The organism is Geodermatophilus sp. URMC 61 (assembly GCF_052931555.1).
This window is the reverse complement of the sequence record NZ_JBRFHZ010000002.1, coordinates 593,109-609,836: the sequence shown is the minus strand read 5'-3', so window position 1 is coordinate 609,836 and position 16,728 is coordinate 593,109. Positions and strand designations below refer to the sequence as shown.

Below are 16,728 nucleotides of genomic sequence, written 5' to 3'. Positions count from 1 at the left end.
CCTCCGGCCGGGGCCGCTAGACGACCTGGTGCAGCCAGGTGACCGGGCTGCCGTCGCCGGCGTGCCGGTAGACCTCGAGGTCGGCGTCCCAGGCAGCGCCGAGCAGCTCGTCGACACCGTGGCGGAACGCTTCGATGGAGGTGGCGTGGGCGGCGAGGTTGCGCAGCTGCTGCTCGCTGACGACGAGGTCGCCGTTGGCGCTCGTGGGCGCGCGGAAGACGCCGTGGCCGGGCACGTACGACATGCGCTCACCGTCGTTGCCGTAGCTGGCCTCTTCGGTGACCTCGAAACGCAGCATCGGCCACGCGCGAAGCGCAGCGACCAGCTTGGCGCCCGTACCGGGGGCACCGGTCCAGGCCACCTCGGCACGGTAGGAACCGTGTGCCGCGGGCTGGTCGGCCCACGACAGGGAGACCGGCGCGCCGATGACGCGCTCGAGCGCCCACTCGACGTGCTGGCAGAGCGCCTTCGGGCACGCGTGCACGAAGACGACACCCTGGGTAGACCGTCGCTGCACGAGGCACCTCCATCGACTCGATCGGTCTCGTCTTCCCCAACGGACGATCGATTCGGTGACAGGCTGTGTTCGGCGATCTCGGACCAGGGGCCCTGGTGACAGTGTGCACGATGGTCACCCGATCGCGCCAGTGCGGGCGGGACGGCTGCGTCCAATGTGACGGGACTGTTCCGCGCTCGGCGCCTACGTGCTGGTCAGTGACGTACTGACGAGTTGCCGCTCAGGATCCCTGATCCACCACCACCCCACATGCCGTCCACAGGATCTCCCCTGCGGGTCCACAGACGGTCCTGGCGCGAACGGAGACGTACCGGAATCCGCTCACGCACCGTGAGCACGGGCCGCCTGCGGGACCCGCGTCGGTCCAGCGAACGAGCGCGGTGACCCGGTTGCCGCCGGCGCCCTCGGCCCGGCACATGGCCTGGTCGGCGCGGCCGAGACCTCGTCCCCCGCGTCGCCGGGCCGGACGTCGGTCACGCCGACGCTCCCGGTGACGCCGACGGAGGTGCCGACACCGGCCACGGCGTCCCGCAGCCGGGCGGCCAGGGCCTCGCGCCCGCCGGACTCGACCTCCGCCAGGGCGGTGAGCTCACCGCCGAGCCGGGCCACCGTGTCGCTCCCCCGGACCACGCCGCTCGGCGGCGGGTGACCGCCCGGAGGACCGCGCCCCCGGCAGAGACGAGACCCACACCACGCCTGGCGCCGTCCCCCGGGGGTAGGAGGCGCCCATGGCGCTGACCGGGGACCCCCAGCACCGGGGCATGGCCGACGCCGGCCGCGACACCGTCGGGTCGATGGTGCTCGACGCGTGGGACGCCTTCCTCGAGCAGACGGCGGCCGTCGACCTCGACCGGCCGACCCGGCTGCCCGGGTGGCGGGTGCACGAGGTGTGCGTGCACCTGGGCCTCTGGGACGACCACGCCGCGCTGCCGGACCTGATCGCCTCGGCACGGGCGGGCGGAGTGGGGACGCCGCCGGACGTCGACGGCACGAACGCGCGGGTGACCGCCGCTCACCGGGACGCCTCCCGGGAGGAGGTGCTGGCCGCGCTGCGACGCAACCGGGACGCCACCGCCCGGTACCTCGCCGAGGAGCCGGTGGAGCTCGACACCGCACCGGCGGTCGCCGTCGTCGGCCGGCTGCCGCTGCTCAGCGTCGTCCTCGGGCAGGCCTACGAGCTCGCGGTGCACGGCCTGGACCTGGTGCCCTGCGGCGCGCCCCCTCCCCCGCCCGCGGTCCTGCAGTCCGGCCTGGCCGCGCTGGCCGACGTGACCGGCGCCCTGGCGGCCCGCGAGGGGGTCAGCGGCGGCGCGACGCTGGCGACGCCGGAGGGTGGCTGGGCCTTCGCCGCCGACGACTCCGGGTGGACGGTGCGCCGGACCCCCGCGGGCGACGTCCGCGGCACCGCAGTGGAGGCCCCGGCGGACCTGCTCCTGGAGGCCGCCTCGGGCCGGGTCAACCCGGTGGCGGCACTGGCCCGGCGACGGCTGCGCGTGCACGAGCTGGGCGGCCTGCTGGCCCTGGCGCCGATCGTGCAGTCGGCGCCGGGCATCCCGGGCGGCCCGATCCTGGCGCTGGCGGCGCAGACCCTCGGCGGTGTGGGCGGCCTGCTCGGCCGGCTGCGCGGACGGCGGTAGACCGGACGCGGCCGCCGGAGGAGCACTCCCCCGGCGGCCGCGTCGGTGAGGCCCCGCTCCAACGTCCCGCCCGGCCCCCTCTCGGGTCCCGCCCCGAGCGTGCGAGGGATGGGGAGGACGGGGTCCTTCTTCAGCAGGCGCCGCCCCGCGCGATGCCGTGCGCCTGGAGCCACGGCATCGGGTTGACCCGGCTGGCGTAGAGCCCGCCCTGGTGCACCTCGAAGTGCAGGTGCGGCCCGGTGGACTGGCCCTTGTTGCCCACGTCGGCGATGTGGTCCCCGGCCTTCACGACCTGGCCGGCGCCGACGTAGAACTGGTTCACGTGCCCGTAGAGGGTGATCTGCCCGTCACCGTGCTGCACGTACACGGCCTGACCGAAGCCGCTGGCCGCGCCGGCCTGCAGGACGACGCCGTCCTCGGGCACGTAGATCGGGGTGCCGATGGGGGCGGCGATGTCGATGCCCTGGTGCATGGTCCCCCACCGCGGGCCGTAGCAGGAGGTCATCCGGCCGGCGGTCGGCATGCCGGAGACGTCGGCGGAGCTGGCCAGTGACTGGCGGGCGCTCCACGCGGCGACCGGGTCGGCGGCGCCCTGCGAGGCGAGCAGCCGCTCTCCGGCCAGGCGCAGCTCCCCGTCGAGACGGGCCTTCTCCGCCGCACGGGCGTCGTAGTCGGCCTGGGCGCGAGCGAGGTGCTCGTTGGCGGCCCGCTCGGCCTCGTCGGCCTTGCGGGCGAGCTCGCCGAGCTGCGCGACGGCGGCGCGGGCAGCGCGGTCCGCCTCCTCGACCCGCGCCTGGACGGTGAGGAACTCCTGCAGCCGCTCGGCGCGGTGGTCGCCGAGCTGCTCCATGGTCGCGGCCTGCTGCAGCAGCTCGGTCGGGCTCTGCGCGTCGAGGATGAGCTCGAGGTCGCCGTAGCGCTCCTCGGCGCCCATGTAGGCCTCGCGGCCGAGCGCGGCGATGTCCTCCTTCGCCGCCACGACGTCGGCCTGGGCGACGGCGAGCTCGGCGGCGGTCCGCTCGGCCTCGGCCTGGCCCTGGGCCAACTGGGCGCGGGCGACGAGCGCGGCGTCGGCGGCGGCCTCCGCCTCGACGGTCATCCGCTGCAGCTGCTCCTCGGCCGCCTTGACCTGCTCCTCGATGGCCTTGACCTGCTCCTCGAGGGACGCCTGCTCCGAGGCGGCGGGTGCGGGCGCGGCGCCGGCGACGACGGGGGTGCCGGCCAGGAGCCCGGCCACCGCGGCGGCGACGACGACGGCGCGGCGCGGCGCGCGCGTGCGGCTGCGGGGTGACGTGGCGCAGCGGACCACGGTGTTCAGGCGGTGCAGGGTCGCCAAGGCGACAGTTCTCCCATCCTCGCGACCGCCTACCGAGTTAGCTGACGGGTTCGGGCCGGACGGCGCCCTACCTGCCTGCGCACCCCCTGCGCAGGCAGGACTCACCCCAGGAGTTCGGTGGGTCCCCGGTCCACCTCGGCCCCGGATCGGGACGTCGGCGGTTCGGCGGAGCCGTGCCGAGGCCCTCGGTTCCCGAGGAGCTGAGCCCGGCAAGGCCGTCGGGGAACCTACACGGATCGGAGCCTCGGGTCACGATCGGGTAACGGAGCCGACGCGCCGCCTTGCCGCCAGGGCACCGCCTCCACTACGCGGTGTCAGCACGCGACCGCCGTGCAGTGACCGGTGGTGCCGTCGTGACGCGCGAGGTGACCAGCAGAAACGCCGGAGTTCCGCGGTTTGCCGCCCGAACCTGCTCTCACACCCCGTGTCTGCTGTGATGTCGGCCACGCACTACTCCGATCGGGGGGCTGTGGACGCTGCCCGGGCGTCGTCCACAGGCCTCGGCGGCGGAGACGGAACCCGTGTAACGGCGCCCCGGGTGCCGATCGGTGGGGGCCGGGAGCGACGCCTAGGGTCGTGTCCGGACGCCCGGCGCGGAGCGCGCGGGGCCGGATGGCGGGAGGACGCGGGTGTCGGCCCGGAGGAAGGTCGCCGCAGCCGTCGGGGTCGCCGCGGTGGCCGGTGTGGCGGTGGCGCTGTCGCAGTACGTGCCCCCGAACGAGCGCGGCCAGGGCGCGGTGGCCGCCGGTGACCTCAGCGGCGCACTCGTGGGCGCCGGGGCGAGCAGCCAGCAGGCGGCGATGCAGGGGTGGACCGCCGGGTACTCGGCCGTGCAGCCGGGCGTCACCGTGGACTACGACCCGGTCGGCTCCGGCGGTGGCCGCGAGCAGTTCGTCGCCGGCGGCATCGACTTCGCCGGCTCCGACGCGCCGCTGGACGAGGAGGAGCTCGTCGCGGCACGGGAGCGTTGCGGCGGCGAGGTGTTCGAGCTGCCGAACTACATCTCGCCGATCGCGGTGGTGCACAACCTCCCGGGGGTGGCGGAGCTGCACCTCTCCCCCACGGTCCTGGCCGGGGTCTTCGCCCGGCAGATCGCCCGCTGGGACGACCCCGCGATCGCCGCGGACAACCCCGGCGTCGCGCTGCCGGGCCTGCCGATCACCCCCGTCAACCGTTCCGACGAGTCGGGGACGACCGAGAACTTCACGGAGTACCTGGCCGCCGCCGCGCCCGAGGCCTGGCCGTTCGAGCCGGACGGCGAATGGCCCGTGGAGGGCGGCGAGTCGGCCCAGGGCAACTCCGGGGTGGTGGCCGCCGTGGCCGGCGGCGAGGGGACCGTCGGTTACGCCGACCTCTCCCAGGCCGGCGACCTGGGCGTGGCCCGGATCGGCGTCGGGAGCGAGTTCGTCGCGCCCACGCCGGAGGCCGCGGCCGCCGTCGTGGAAGGGTCCGCGCCGCTGCCCGGCCGCGGTCCGTACGACTTCGCCCTGGAGCTGGAGCGGACGACGGCCGCGTCCGGCAGCTACCCCATCGTGCTGGTCAGCTACCACCTGGGCTGCATGGCCTACGAGGACCAGCCGACCGCCGACCTGGTCGCGGACTTCATGACCTACGTGACCAGCGAGGAGGGGCAGGACGCGGCCGCCGAGGTGGCCGGGTCGGCACCGATCTCGGACGCGCTGCGGGAACAGGCCCGGACGGCGATCGACGCCATCAGCACCGCGTCCTGAGATCGTCACCGCGTCTGGCAGTCTGGACACCTCCGGGGCGGTAGCTCAGCCGGTCAGAGCATGGGACTCATAATCCCTGGGTCGTGGGTTCGAGCCCCACCCGCCCCACGGGTGTGATGTCTTAGGACATCGGCATTCTGTGCGAGCTCGGCTGATCCTTTGCGAATTGGGTTCGGCTGAGGTTGAGGTCGTCGGGCGAGCAGGCCCGCACCCGACTCCGGGACGCAGGCCTGCAGCTCGGCGTCTGGCTCGGTTCGGGCTCGGGACGAGGGTCAGCCGCCGAGTTCTTCGCCACCGTCCAGCCGTTGACGCGCCATCTCCGCGAGGGGCTCGATCAGCTCCTCGGACCTGTAGGTGCGACCGGCCTCCAGCGGTGCCGGCGCCGGCTCCATCGGGATCACGAGGTCATCGCGCCCGTCGGGGTCGTGCAGCCACAGTGCCATGAAGTACACCGCGGGGATCCGCAGCAGCCGCACCTCGGCGTCCCCGATGTCGTCTCGGCGCTCGGCGCGCTCGATGGCCCGCGCTGTGGCCTCCACGAACTGACCCTCGGTGACCATGAAGCCGGAGCCCTCGCCACCGACCTCCGCGCTGGCGACCGGCTCGTCGCCGTCGAGGACGAGGAAGCCCTGCGCGACCGGCCGTGCCGTCGTGACCGGCCTGCCCTCGGCGAGCTCGTCAAGCCCCAGGTAGTAGATCTCGTGCGGCGCCGCCAGGGCCAGCGCCAGCGGATTGGCTCTCGCCAGCCGGCGCGCGGAGAACTCCGCCCGCCCGACCAGCTCGGACAGGTGCGCCCGTACCGCTTCGACGGTTTCGGGATCCGGGTCGAACGTGTGCAGAGCCATCACTCGCCACCTCCACCGAGTTCGGTCAGCTGGCGCACGCGCGTCCAGATGGGTACAGGGATGCGAATCTCACGCTCGGGCCAGATGAGTGGGAAGAAGAAGGGAGGGCGACGGGTGAAGTACGTGTGCGTCCAGTCGCCCGTGCCCTGGTAGCCACCGGTCGTCAACGTGCTCAGCGGCAGATCCGATGCGCCGTACCAGGGGTCGTCGACCGCCACCCACTCCGCGGGGAGCCGCCGATAGCCCTCGATCACGGCGAAGTGTCCTCCCCCGCCGCTCCATCCGATCCGCCAGCACAGCGGCCGGCCGGCATCGATTTCCCCGGCGATGTCGTTCATCCCGGCGTCCGATGACGTCATCCGGTCGAGCGCGCCAACGCGCTGCAGCGGGGAGCTCAGCACGTTGGGTTGGTTGCACTGGGAGGTCGAGCCATCCACGCAACACGTGGTCTGACCCAGCTCCTGGTTGACCATCTCGCACTGAGTCCAGGTGCTCCACGGAACGTAGTAGTGCGCGACGCTCACCGAGACCGCCGCCCAGCACCACTGCGTCTGCTGCTGGCGCTGCATCATGAAGGGGATGCGTTGCCACGGGGTGAGCATCTCCCACCATTTCAGGACAGCGGAACTCAGAACCTTCCCTGCGAGTCCGTCACGGAGGAGGACGACGTCCTGCTGGGTCTGATCGGCGACCAACTCCTCGGCCTTGACGCCCTCCTCTCGGGCCCCCTCCTGCACGAAGCGCTCCGGGACCAGAGACAGCGGGATCCGACTGCTCTCGAGTAGACCCACCACTTCACCCTCCTGACGAGAGGATCCGGAACGGGAGGCTGCGGAACTGGCTCCTCCAGCGAGAGGGACGCGCCTCCGGTTCGACCCTCCATTTCGAGCGGACACGTACACCAGCCCGAATGGTGGAACCATCACACAAGGACCGTCACCGAGACATCACCGTCCCGTCACTCCGCTGCCTTCTGGGGGCCTGCCAGCCAGGGCGGGTGCCACCCTCCGGCGAAATCAGCACGAGGTCGTTGGCGTTCTTGCCTCCGCACCGCCGCGCCGGCGGCTCGACGAGCACGGCGGGCATGGGGACGGTGCGCTGCAGGTGCGTCTTCGGGGTGCCGAACTCGACCAGTCCTCGACCTCGCTAGCGCTCTCGGCGACGGTCAGGCGCTTGCGGAGGAAGTCGATTCGGCGGCCCCGCAGGGCCGTCATCTCGCCGAAGCGGAGCCCGGTGTAGGCCGCAGCCGGACGACGTCGCCGCACTTCCCCGCTACGAGCCAGTGCCCTGACCACAAGCCGTGCCGGTGAGGCCGATGCTGGGGCATGGCCGAACGCTGGAAGGTGAGGCGCCTCCCGGATGAGGGCAGCGGCTGCTGCGGATCGTGCGCCGCGGTGGACCGAGGATGCCCAAGAGTGTGGTCCGGTATCGGCGGGCGCTGGTGGCGCCGGCCTCGGCCGGCGGGAACACCGTGCCGGTGATCGCCCGGCTGGTCGCGGCCGCCGTCCGCGCGGTGATCCACCGGTTCCACGAGTTCGGCAGGGGCGCGCTGGACCTCGCTGGGCGGGTGGCGGTCCCCGCCGGATCAGCGCTGAGGACGAGGCCTTCCTCATCGCGACGGCCACCACCCGCCGGGGCAGGCTGGGGCGGCCGTCCACCCACGGGAGCGTGCGCAAGCTGGTCGGCTACCTGGGCGACAACCCGCGGCGGATCGTGCGGATCGGCCGGGAGCAGGCCCGCCGGCTACTGGCCGCCCACGAGGTCACCTTCCTCCGGACCAGGACGTGTAAGGAGTCGCCGGATCCGGCGCGGGAGGCCAAGCCGGCGCGCATCGAGGCCGTTCTCGAGCAGCACCCGGATCGGACCTTCACCTTCGACGAGTCCAGCCCGCTGGCCTGCGCACCCACGCCCGGCGCCGGGCCGGCGCCACGAGGCCGCCCGGCCCGGCTACCGGCCAGCCATCACAAGCTCGCGGGGTGCGGTACTTCCACGGCTGCTACTCGGTCGGCGAGGACCGACTGTGGGGCGTGGTCCGGCTCCATGAGGGCGCGGTCAACACGCTGGCCGCGCTGCGGTCGATCCGCGCCGCCCGCCCGGACCACCAGCCGATCCAGGTGATCTTGGACAACGTGTCCGCGCACCAGGGGCCGACCACTCGCCGCTGGGCCGCCCGGCACGCCGTCGAGCTGTGGTCCACCCCGACCTACGCCTCCTGGGCCAACCCGATCGAGGTGCACTCCGGTCCCTGCGCTGCTTTGTGATCACCGGCTCGCATCACCCGACCCACGTGGTCCTCACCCGTGAGCTGCACGAGCACCTGCGCTGGCGCAACGCCCACACCCGCCACCCGCACGTACTGGCCGCCCAGCGCCGGGAACGTGCGCGGATTGACAGCGAATGCCACCGGCGCTGGGGGCAGCCCGGGCAGCGAGCCGCCGCGTGATCACACCCTCGTCCGCTCAACCCGGCGAATCTTTGGTCAGGGCACCCCTCACGCAAAGGCGTCGGTTGGGGGCTGCGGCCGATACCTGCGCGTCAGGTCGGGCTCGACCTCTGGTCCCTCGACAGCGGCCTGCCCCCAGTTCGCCCCCTCCTCGGCACGAAGTTCGCCGTCGACCACGCGCGCCGCGCCGGAGGGCAGGTCTTGCGCAGGTAACCGAATAGCGCGCAACCGTTGCGGATTCTGCACGTCCACAATGCTTGCGATCTCCTCCGGGGAGCTGCCCAGCTCGGCCGGCTCCACGTGCATGTGGACGACCTCACCCGTCTCTGCGTCGTATACCGCGTAGGCTGCCATGTTCATGACGATCTCCCCTGTCAGGTGATGTCGTAGACGATGCCTTCGGCTCGATGCCGCCCACCACTGGACCGGAGCTTGATCGTGACACGCGTAGCAGTTGGTGGTAGGAACTCGACGAGCCCCAGTGTCTTGATGTTGGTGTCCGGTGTGTCGGACGGATTGTCGCGGACTCCGCAGAGCACTTGATCACTACTAGGCATCGTGCAGACGGTCGAGATGAAGACCTGCCCGTAGTCGCCGCCTTCCTTTCCGACGATTCCGCCTGTGACCAGGTACCTACGGGTGCGATCCAAGACCACGGTGGTCGAGGTCGTGAAGTTGCCTGTCGTCCACATCCAGAAGCTCCGGTAGGCGAACATCGGCCCCACCTTTCCGATTGCGGGCCTGTCTTTTCAACGCAGGCCGGTTGTGACAAGAGCGTGAACGCACCTGCTATCCCAGAGCTATGACCTGTCATTTCGCATCCCTCACGGCCAACCTGCGCCACGCCAGATACTCGTATGCTGGCGTCACTCCAGCGTCACGCCGACCTCTGAGCCTGAACCGTCCGGGGCCTGGTCCGGCCTTCCGCTCGCACCGGCAGCGGGAAGGCCGCACCAGCGCAGCAGGGACCGCCCGCGCTTCGCCGCTCCCATCTACTGGGCTGCGACTTGGCAGGCCGGCCGGCTTCTGCAGGCCAAGGTCCTTGCAGGCGTAGCGGGCTGCGGCGAGCAGGTGATCCCTGGGTCGTGGGTTCGAGCCCCACCCCCCACCGGTCCTGGCCTGCGGTTTCGTCTTCACGAACGGGACCGCGGGCGGCCCACACCGCCCACAGGTGGGGCACACGCACAGGACGGCCCTGAGGCCGTGTTCGCCGACTGCGCTCCCACGTTGTGGGGGGTGCTCAGCCCGAGGTCCGCTGCGTTGCGATCAGGGCGTGGTCGCCTGACGAATCTCCGAGGTAGCGCGCTCGATCTCCCGACGCAGATCTCGACGCCGGCCGGCGGCCTCGTGCCGCCGATGCTCCTCGGCGGTCCGGGGCCGCCACGGCGGGACCTCCACCGGCCGACCGTCCGGCCCGATGGCGACCATCGTGAAGTAGCAGCTGTTGGTGTGCCGGACGACCTGGCTGACCAGGTCCTGGGTGGTCACGCGCACCCCGATCTCCATGGAGGTGCGCCCGGTGCGGTTGACGCTGGCCTGGAAGGTCACCAGCTCACCGACGTGGACCGGCTCCCGGAAGACGACCTGGTCCACCGAGAGAGTGACGGCGTAGGTCCGCGCCCAGCGGGTGGCGCAGGTGTAGGCCACCTGGTCCAGGTACTTCAGCAGCAGGCCGCCGTGGACGTTGCCGGCGAAGTTGGACATGTCGGGCGTCATCAGGATGGTCATCGACAGGCGGTGGCGGTCGTCCTCAGCGCTGCTGACGACCGGGTCCGACGGGGAACCGTTGTTCGAGGGCATCGTCGGGTCTCCTCGGGCAGTGGTGGCGATGCGGACCTTCCAACGAAGCGGAGCGGGCGGGGACCAGAAGGTCCCCGCCCGCTCCGGCCGGTGTGCGCCATCTTGTGGGCGGGCCCTGGCCGGGCCGTCAGATCCGCACGGCGAGGACGGGGCAGTCCGCGTCGAGCAGGATGGTCTGGGCGATCGAGCCCATCACCAGCTTGCCCACCGGGCTGCGCCGTCGGACCCCGATCACGAGGACCTCGGCGTCGATCTTGTCGGCCGCCACGAGCGCCGCCGCGGCGTGGTCGGGGATCGACGGCTCGGAGACGACCACCGCCCGGCCGTCGGGGCCCAGTTCCGCGCGGGCCGCGTCCAGCGCCGCGGTCAGGGCCTGCGTGTCCCGGCCGTGGGTGAGGTTCAGGACATGCAGATCGCTGTTGCGGCGGGCCGCCTCGGCGGCGGCCGGGAGAACGGCGGCCGCTTCGGCGGCGTTGGCCACGGTGGCGAGGACGGTCATCGCGACATCAGAGCTCCAAGGGGCAGTTCGACGGGCAGCAGGATCGGGGCGAGGACCAGGAGGGCGGCGGTGACCACTCCGTAGACCAGCACCGTCCGGGTCCGGGCCCGGGCCACGTACAGGAGGAAGGCCGGGACGAAGACCAGGGCCGCGGCGACGTAGCCGCCGAGGGCGACCAGGCCCAGGAAGGCTGCCATCCAGGTGAAGGTGCGGGCGGCCACGGCGACTCCGGGGAACCGCCGGCGTTCGGGTTGCTCTGCCCCGGCCGGAGCGGTCGGGGCCGACCGCAGCCGGCGGATCTCCAGGATCAGCAGCACCAGCGCGGCGAGGGCTCCGAGGCCCGTGATCAACCTGGGCACCAGGCGGGCCTCGGGGCTGTAGCCGCCGGCCACCAGGAAGGCGACGACGAAGACCACCAGCATCCCGGCTGCGGTCAGCAGCGACCACACCGAGCCCGACAGCTCGCCCTCGTCCTCGCCTTCTGGCTCCACGTGCCGGTCGTCGGCGTCACTGCCGCGGCGCCGGCGCAGGTAGCGGATCAGCGCGAAGACGGCCGGCGCGACCAGCACGGCCAGGAATACGATCACCCAGGGCCGCACCAGCCACTCAGCGCCGTCGTACACGGCGTCGGTGAGGAAATAGTAGCGCTCCAGCGGGATGGCCAGGACGAACCCGATGAGGAACGGGGCCCGCGGGAAGCCGGTGTCCTTGAGCAGCCAGCCGAGCAGCCCGAGCGCGATCATGACCCACAGGTCGCCGAGCTGACCGCTCTCCTGGAAGGCGCCGAGCAGCATCACGACCACCAGGCCGGGGCCGAGGATCGCGAAGGGCACCTTGGTGATGCGGGCCAGCGGCTTGGTGACCAGGAAGCACAGCGCGGCGCCGGCGATGCTGGCGATCGCGAAGGACCACACGATGAGGTACATGAGGTCGAGGTGGTCGGTGACGATGGTCGGGCCGGGCTGGATGCCGTAGGTCAGCAGGGTGCCGAGCGGCATCGCGGCGGGCACGCCGCCGGGGATGCCGAACAGCAGCGTGGGGATGAGGTCGCCGGCCTCGACCGAGTTGTTGGCGCTCTCGGGGCCGATGATGCCGCGGGGTCGCCCTTGCCGAACTTCTTCTTGTCCTTGGCGGTGGCCACGGTCTGGCCGTAGGCGAGCCACGTGCCGGCCGTGGCACCGACGCCGGGCAGCACGCCGGCCCAGATGCCGATCAGGGCGCCGCGGATGACCTGGGTCCAGTGGCCCAGCCACTCCCGGATGCCGGTCAACCAGCCGTGGCCGAGGGCGATCTCCTCGCCGGGCTGCTGTCGCTGGCCGACCCGGGAGGCGATCTCGGCCAGGCCGAAGACGCCGAGTGCGACCGCGACCAGGGACAGTCCATCGGCGAGGAAGAGGCTGCCGCCGGTGAACCGGTACTCCGCCGTGGAGGGCGCGATGCCGACCAGGCCGAGCAGCAGGCCGAGGCAACCGGCGACCAGGCCCTTGGCCACGTTCCCTCGGGAGAGCACCGCCGCCAGCGCGACGCCGAGGACGGTGAGCATGAACAGCTCCGGCGCGCCGAAGGAGAGGACCAACGGCCGGGCCAGTGGGATGGCCAGGGTGAGGCCGATGGCGCCGATGATGCCGCCGGCCATGGAGGAGAGGAACGCCAGCGACAGCGCCCGGGCGGCCTGGCCCTGTTTGGCCATCGCATAGCCGTCGAGCATGGTGACGCTGGCGGATGCCGAGCCGGGTGCGCCCAAGAGCACCGCGGCGACGGTGTCGGAGGTGTGCACCACCGCCAGCGCCCCGATGAGCAGGGCGAGGGCTTGCTCGGGCTCCATGCCGAAGGTGACCGGGAGCAGGATGGCCACGGCGCCGGTGCCGCCGAGACCGGGGATCAGTCCGATGACCAGGCCGGCGACCACGCCGACGGCCAGCATGAGCAACAGGGAAGGTTGAGTGAGTGAGGCCAGGGCGGCCAGTGCGGAGTCGAGCACGGGAGCTCCTCAGTCCAGCTGGACGTCGTAGTCGGACACCAGCAGCTCGACGACGTAGTCGCGGACGTCGGGCTCGACGGTGTAGGCGTCGTGCACCAGCGCGGGGAGGTCGTCGTCGGCGATGATCGGGTAGCCGCCGAGCACCTCGGCGGCGGCTTCGGTGAACTCGGGGTCCTGAGCCATCTCGTGGGCCGAGCGGCGCAGGGTCTGGACCGCGGCGTCGGGGGTCTGCTGCGGCACCCACATGGCCTTCTGCCAGGTGTAGGTCAGCGCCAGCAGCGAGCGGTAGGCCTCGAAGGCGGGCCCGCTGGGGGCCTTCCCGTGCAGCTGCTCGTAGACCTCGACGACGGTGGGCAGGTCCGGGAAGTTGGGGTCCCGGACGATCTCGCCCTCGTCGTTCACCTGGCCCATGGACATCAGCGGGACGGCGGTCCCGGCTTCGGCCAGCGGCGCGACGGCCGGTCCGTACGCCGACGTGGTCTGGTAGTCCAGATCCACCTCGCCGCGCTGCAGGGCCAGGTTGACCGGTCCGCGTCCCTCGAAGCCGAAGATCGACTCGACGTCGGCGCCGAGCAGGTCGAAGGCCACCAGGGTCGTCAGGTCCAGGCCGGTGGCGCTGATCCCGCCGAAGCGCAGCGGGGTGTCCCGGTCGACCAGGTCCTCCACCGAGCTCACGCCGGCGGCGGTCCGGGCGTAGATGACCCCGCCGCTGCCGTTGGCCAGGACCGGGGTCAGCTGGTCGAAGTCGTACTGCACCTCGCTGCGGCCCAGCACCCACGGGACGACGCTCGAGGCCGTGGAGACGAGGATCTCCGTGCCGTCGGCCCGCGCGGAGGCCACGAAGTCGTTCGTGCCGGCGATGCCCTCCCCGCCGGGCTCGTTGACCGGCGCGAAGCCGGGCTGCCCCGGCACGGCATGGCTGAGCTCGGTGCCGACGTAGCGGGCCCAGGTGTCGGTGCCCCCGCCCTCGGCGAGCGGGATGAGCACCTCCAGGGTCTCCCCCGCGAAGTCGCCGTCGGTCGTGGCCGCGGCCCTGCGCAGCAGGTCCGAACCGAAGGTGGTCGCGGCCACGGCCAGCACCACGAAGACGGCCATGATGATCAGAGCGGTCCGCCGCGGGACACCAGATGTCGGGGCGGCGTCGGCGATCGGCCGCTGGGAGGTTTCGGTGCTCATCGAGACACCTCGGCATTCGCGAGGGCGGTCGGGATGGATGGCCCCGGCGAGGCGGAGGATGCTCGACCGCCTGTCCGCTGGGAAGCCGGCGCAGGGTGCGCCTCGGGAACGGGCTGCCGCGGCGGTTGGATCTCGCCGGGCAGCGCGAGCACGGCGTCGGCGATGCGCCGTGCCGTACGTGTGACGGCGACCGCGGGCGCGCCGTCCAGCTCGCCGGAATGCGTGGCGACCACTCCGGAGGGGGTGGCCAGCCGCAGTCGACCGTTCCCGTCGGGTGAGACGTGGTCGGGGACCACGGTGCCGGGCGTGGCCACGGCCATCGTCAGCGCGACGCTGCCGGTGATCGCCAGGGCGGGGTGCACCTGACCCATGGAGAGCATCCGCACGGTCAGGTCGGCCTCGCCGGTCGCCGGGGCGGGGCTCACCGCGGCCAGCTTGGGCACGGCGCGTTCCGCCGACGCCTCGTCGGCCGCCAGGCCCATGCGGACCGCCGCCTGCCGCCGGACGCCGTCCAGTGCGGCCAGCAGACCCGGCCGGGCGGCGATCTCGGCCGGGCTCTCCGCCCCGTCGATCCCGACGCTGGCGGCACTCAGGACGACGACCGGGGCGCCGGCGTCGACCAGCGTGGCCTGCACGGCACGCCCGCCGAAAGTCAACTCGTCCCGGGGCGAGCCCGTGGGCAGCAGCGCCCCCGTGGTCCGCCCGGCCGGGTCGCGGAACCACATCCGCACGCCCACCCCGGGAAAGGGCACGCCGGGGATGTACTCGGTGCCGTCCTCGTCGACGACCCCGCCCGGCGTCGGCACCTGCTGCACGATCAGCTGACCGGTGTTGGTGTTGCGCACCCGGACAGTCGTCAGCTCGCCCGTCGGGGGCACCCAGCCGCGCCGCAGCGCGTAGAGCCCGACGACCGCCGAACAGCTGCCACAGTTGCTGCCCCAGTCGACGACCGGCTCCTCGATGCCGACCTGGGCGAAGGTGTAGTCGACGTCGGCGTCCCCGGCGCTCGACGGCGCGAGGATCACCGCCTTGCTCGTCGTCGAGGTCGCTCCCCCGACCCCGTCGACCTGACGGGGGTCGGGGGAGCCGAAGGTCCGGAGCAGCACCGCGGCCGTGTCCAAGCCGAGGTCGTCCAGGTCAGCACGGTCGAAGACCCGGCACTTGCTGGTGCCTCCACGCATCCAGGTCGCCGCGAGTTCGCGCACGCCAGCTCCTCACAGTCGAAGGGGACCGAGCCGAACGGGAGGTCGTCGTCCGGGTCGGGTGCCGCGCTCCCCGTGCCGGCCCGGGGAGTCGCTGAAATGACTGTGCGGCCGGTCATGCATGCAGCACAATCACAGAAATCTGCAGACCCCTTAAGAAACGCTGAACCCTGGAGGTCGACGTGCTGGACGTGCGACGGATGGCCCTGCTCGCGGCGGTCATCGACAGCGGCTCGATGACCGCCGCGGCAGAGGCGTTGAGCTACACCACGTCGGCGGTGTCCCAACAGCTGAGCCGACTGGAGAAGGAGGTCGGCCAACCCCTCCTGCAGCGGCAGCCTCGCGGCATCGTGCCGACCGAGGCCGGGCTGGTGCTGGCCGACCACGCCCGTCGCATCACCCGGCAACTGGCCGCGGCCGAGGCCGACCTGGCCCAGGTAGCGGGACTGCGCCGGGGGCGGCTGACCGTCGGCACCTTCCCGACCGTCGGCGGCTCACTGTTGGCGCTCGCCGTCAGCCGCTTCCGCACCGCCCACCCGGGCGTCAGGTTGACCGTGCGCTCAGCGCGGTTGGAACGGCTCACCGAGATGCTCGACTCCGGCGAGGCCGACCTGTCCCTGCTGTGGGACTACGCCTGGAACCGGGTCGACCCGGAGGCCTACGCCCTCACGCACCTGCTCGACGACCCGACGATGCTCGTCGTCTCCGCCGATCACCCGCTCGCCGACCGCAAGCGGGTCGACATGGCCGACCTCGCCGCTGAGGAATGGGTCGTCCGCGAGCCCGACCACCCGGTCGCCGAAGTGCTCGACCGCAGCTGCCGCGCGGCCGGCTTCAGCCCGCGGATCGCCTTCCACGCGAACGACTACCAGGAGGCCCAGGCCATGGTCAGCGTGGGGCTCGGCATCGCACTCGCCCCCCGCACCGCCGTCACCAATCCCCACCCCGACGTCCGCGTCATCTCTCTCGGGAAGTCCGCCCCCGCCCGGCGCATCCTGCTCGCCCGCCGCCGCGAGCGCGTGCCCGCCCCGGCAGAAGCGGCCATGGTCCGCGTCTTCACTGACGTCGCACGCGCATACCAGCGCTCCTGACCGCCGCGACCACCCCGGCACCGCCACCCGGCTGGACCACCTGGCCACCACGCTGTCGACGCTCGGTCGGCCACCGAGGGCCCTGCCCCTCGAGGAACGCGCCCTGGCCATCACCGAGGTGGCAATCGGCGCCGAGCTCGATGCGCGCGTGGGCTCACCTCGGCAGCACGGCGCCGAACACCGGCGTAGGGGTGCGGACTGGCACAGCCGCCTGCCCTGCATGTTCGACTGGGCGCGCTCATGGTCGGCTGCCACCGGCATCCGGTCGAGCCGACTCATGATCCCTGGGTCGTGGGTCCGAGCCCCATCCCCCCACGCATGAAGCCGCAGGTCAGCGGGGTGAAGACCGGCTGTCTTCACTCGAAGTGGTCAGTCCTACACCGAGCTTGTCCGCGCGGTGAGTCCTCTCGAGGAGCCACCTCGTGATACGGCCGATCAACCTCCATCGGCTGTCACGGATGGAAGTGTGGC

General features: G+C 72.4%; 17 protein-coding genes, 1 tRNA gene, 1 pseudogene and 1 riboswitch. Of the genes and pseudogenes, 7 read left to right on the top strand and 12 right to left on the bottom strand.

Translation table 11 applies throughout. The features are described from left to right. Positions 1-16: 16 nt before the first annotated feature. Complete coding sequence (locus tag ACU610_RS02865) at positions 17-517, bottom strand: DUF3145 domain-containing protein (RefSeq protein WP_012949536.1); 501 nt, start codon at positions 515-517, stop codon at positions 17-19. A 321-nt stretch (positions 518-838) separates the two neighbouring features. Next, positions 839-1,126 carry a hypothetical protein gene (locus ACU610_RS02860; protein ID WP_446766208.1) on the bottom strand — a complete coding sequence of 96 codons (288 nt, stop codon included), beginning with the start codon at positions 1,124-1,126 and terminating at the stop codon, positions 839-841. A 119-nt stretch (positions 1,127-1,245) separates the two neighbouring features. On the opposite strand from ACU610_RS02860, the gene ACU610_RS02855 reads away from it, so the two are divergent. After that, positions 1,246-2,154: a maleylpyruvate isomerase N-terminal domain-containing protein gene (locus tag ACU610_RS02855; RefSeq protein WP_446766207.1), complete on the top strand. Its 909-nt coding sequence runs from the start codon at positions 1,246-1,248 to the stop codon at positions 2,152-2,154. 130 nt (positions 2,155-2,284) lie between these two features. Here the strand turns inward: ACU610_RS02855 and ACU610_RS02850 are convergent, their stop codons facing one another. After that, a complete protein-coding gene (locus ACU610_RS02850) occupies positions 2,285-3,490 on the bottom strand; it encodes a peptidoglycan DD-metalloendopeptidase family protein (protein WP_446766206.1) in 1,206 nt (401 codons plus the stop codon). Between the two features lie 11 nt (positions 3,491-3,501). Beyond that, positions 3,502-3,668, bottom strand: a riboswitch (cyclic di-AMP (ydaO/yuaA leader). Positions 3,669-4,119: 451 nt separating this feature from the next. On the opposite strand from ACU610_RS02850, the gene pstS reads away from it, so the two are divergent. Further along, positions 4,120-5,220, top strand: a complete 1,101-nt coding sequence (gene pstS, locus ACU610_RS02845) for a phosphate ABC transporter substrate-binding protein PstS (RefSeq protein ID WP_446766205.1) — start codon at positions 4,120-4,122, stop codon at positions 5,218-5,220. A gap of 34 nt (positions 5,221-5,254) precedes the next feature. Further along, a tRNA-Ile gene (locus ACU610_RS02840) sits at positions 5,255-5,328 on the top strand. Positions 5,329-5,492: 164 nt separating this feature from the next. On the opposite strand, the gene ACU610_RS02835 is transcribed toward ACU610_RS02840, so the two are convergent. Together ACU610_RS02835 and ACU610_RS02830 are read right to left on the bottom strand one after the other, a co-directional pair. Then, a complete protein-coding gene (locus ACU610_RS02835; protein ID WP_446766204.1) occupies positions 5,493-6,065 on the bottom strand; it encodes a hypothetical protein in 573 nt (190 codons plus the stop codon). Next, positions 6,065-6,856 (bottom strand): papain-like cysteine protease family protein, encoded by a 792-nt coding sequence (locus tag ACU610_RS02830; RefSeq protein WP_446766203.1) that lies wholly within the window; start codon positions 6,854-6,856, stop codon positions 6,065-6,067. Before ACU610_RS02830 ends, ACU610_RS02835 begins: the two co-directional genes overlap by 1 nt. Before the next feature lie 1,185 nt (positions 6,857-8,041). On the opposite strand from ACU610_RS02830, the gene ACU610_RS02825 reads away from it, so the two are divergent. Together ACU610_RS02825 and ACU610_RS02820 are read left to right on the top strand one after the other, a co-directional pair. Then, positions 8,042-8,326 (top strand): transposase, encoded by a 285-nt coding sequence (locus tag ACU610_RS02825; protein ID WP_446766202.1) that lies wholly within the window; start codon positions 8,042-8,044, stop codon positions 8,324-8,326. A 26-nt stretch (positions 8,327-8,352) separates the two neighbouring features. Continuing rightward, positions 8,353-8,508: a hypothetical protein gene (locus tag ACU610_RS02820; RefSeq protein ID WP_446766201.1), complete on the top strand. Its 156-nt coding sequence runs from the start codon at positions 8,353-8,355 to the stop codon at positions 8,506-8,508. Between the two features lie 48 nt (positions 8,509-8,556). On the opposite strand, the gene ACU610_RS02815 is transcribed toward ACU610_RS02820, so the two are convergent. The 7 genes and pseudogenes from ACU610_RS02815 to ACU610_RS02785 all read right to left on the bottom strand — a co-directional run bounded on the left by ACU610_RS02815 (position 8,557) and on the right by ACU610_RS02785 (position 15,169). After that, positions 8,557-8,868, bottom strand: a complete 312-nt coding sequence (locus ACU610_RS02815) for a hypothetical protein (RefSeq protein WP_446766200.1) — start codon at positions 8,866-8,868, stop codon at positions 8,557-8,559. 14 nt (positions 8,869-8,882) lie between these two features. Next, positions 8,883-9,224, bottom strand: coding sequence for a hypothetical protein (locus ACU610_RS02810; protein ID WP_446766199.1), 342 nt, complete (start codon positions 9,222-9,224; stop codon positions 8,883-8,885). 550 nt (positions 9,225-9,774) lie between these two features. Beyond that, positions 9,775-10,308 carry an acyl-CoA thioesterase gene (locus ACU610_RS02805; RefSeq protein ID WP_446766198.1) on the bottom strand — a complete coding sequence of 178 codons (534 nt, stop codon included), beginning with the start codon at positions 10,306-10,308 and terminating at the stop codon, positions 9,775-9,777. 127 nt (positions 10,309-10,435) lie between these two features. After that, positions 10,436-10,807, bottom strand: a complete 372-nt coding sequence (locus tag ACU610_RS02800) for a universal stress protein (RefSeq protein WP_446766197.1) — start codon at positions 10,805-10,807, stop codon at positions 10,436-10,438. Beyond that, a pseudogene (locus ACU610_RS02795) lies at positions 10,804-12,731 on the bottom strand (tripartite tricarboxylate transporter permease). Before ACU610_RS02795 ends, ACU610_RS02800 begins: the two are co-directional and overlap by 4 nt. A gap of 66 nt (positions 12,732-12,797) precedes the next feature. Continuing rightward, complete coding sequence (locus ACU610_RS02790; protein WP_446766196.1) at positions 12,798-13,964, bottom strand: Bug family tripartite tricarboxylate transporter substrate binding protein; 1,167 nt, start codon at positions 13,962-13,964, stop codon at positions 12,798-12,800. Further along, a complete protein-coding gene (locus tag ACU610_RS02785) occupies positions 13,961-15,169 on the bottom strand; it encodes a PrpF domain-containing protein (RefSeq protein ID WP_446766195.1) in 1,209 nt (402 codons plus the stop codon). Before ACU610_RS02785 ends, ACU610_RS02790 begins: the two co-directional genes overlap by 4 nt. Positions 15,170-15,348: 179 nt before the next feature. On the opposite strand from ACU610_RS02785, the gene ACU610_RS02780 reads away from it, so the two are divergent. After that, positions 15,349-16,257 carry a LysR family transcriptional regulator gene (locus ACU610_RS02780; protein WP_446766194.1) on the top strand — a complete coding sequence of 303 codons (909 nt, stop codon included), beginning with the start codon at positions 15,349-15,351 and terminating at the stop codon, positions 16,255-16,257. Next, positions 16,226-16,579, top strand: a complete 354-nt coding sequence (locus tag ACU610_RS02775; protein WP_446770688.1) for a tetratricopeptide repeat protein — start codon at positions 16,226-16,228, stop codon at positions 16,577-16,579. Before ACU610_RS02780 ends, ACU610_RS02775 begins: the two co-directional genes overlap by 32 nt. Positions 16,580-16,728 lie beyond the last annotated feature (149 nt).

Coding starts and splice junctions, on each gene's coding strand:
- ACU610_RS02855 (WP_446766207.1), top strand. CDS start 1,246: ATGGCGCTGACCGGGGACCCCCAGCACCGGGGCATGGCCGACGCCGGC.
- ACU610_RS02805 (WP_446766198.1), bottom strand. CDS start 10,308: ATGCCCTCGAACAACGGTTCCCCGTCGGACCCGGTCGTCAGCAGCGCT.
- ACU610_RS02800 (WP_446766197.1), bottom strand. CDS start 10,807: ATGACCGTCCTCGCCACCGTGGCCAACGCCGCCGAAGCGGCCGCCGTT.
- ACU610_RS02835 (WP_446766204.1), bottom strand. CDS start 6,065: ATGGCTCTGCACACGTTCGACCCGGATCCCGAAACCGTCGAAGCGGTA.
- ACU610_RS02815 (WP_446766200.1), bottom strand. CDS start 8,868: ATGAACATGGCAGCCTACGCGGTATACGACGCAGAGACGGGTGAGGTC.
- ACU610_RS02790 (WP_446766196.1), bottom strand. CDS start 13,964: ATGAGCACCGAAACCTCCCAGCGGCCGATCGCCGACGCCGCCCCGACA.
- ACU610_RS02810 (WP_446766199.1), bottom strand. CDS start 9,224: ATGTTCGCCTACCGGAGCTTCTGGATGTGGACGACAGGCAACTTCACG.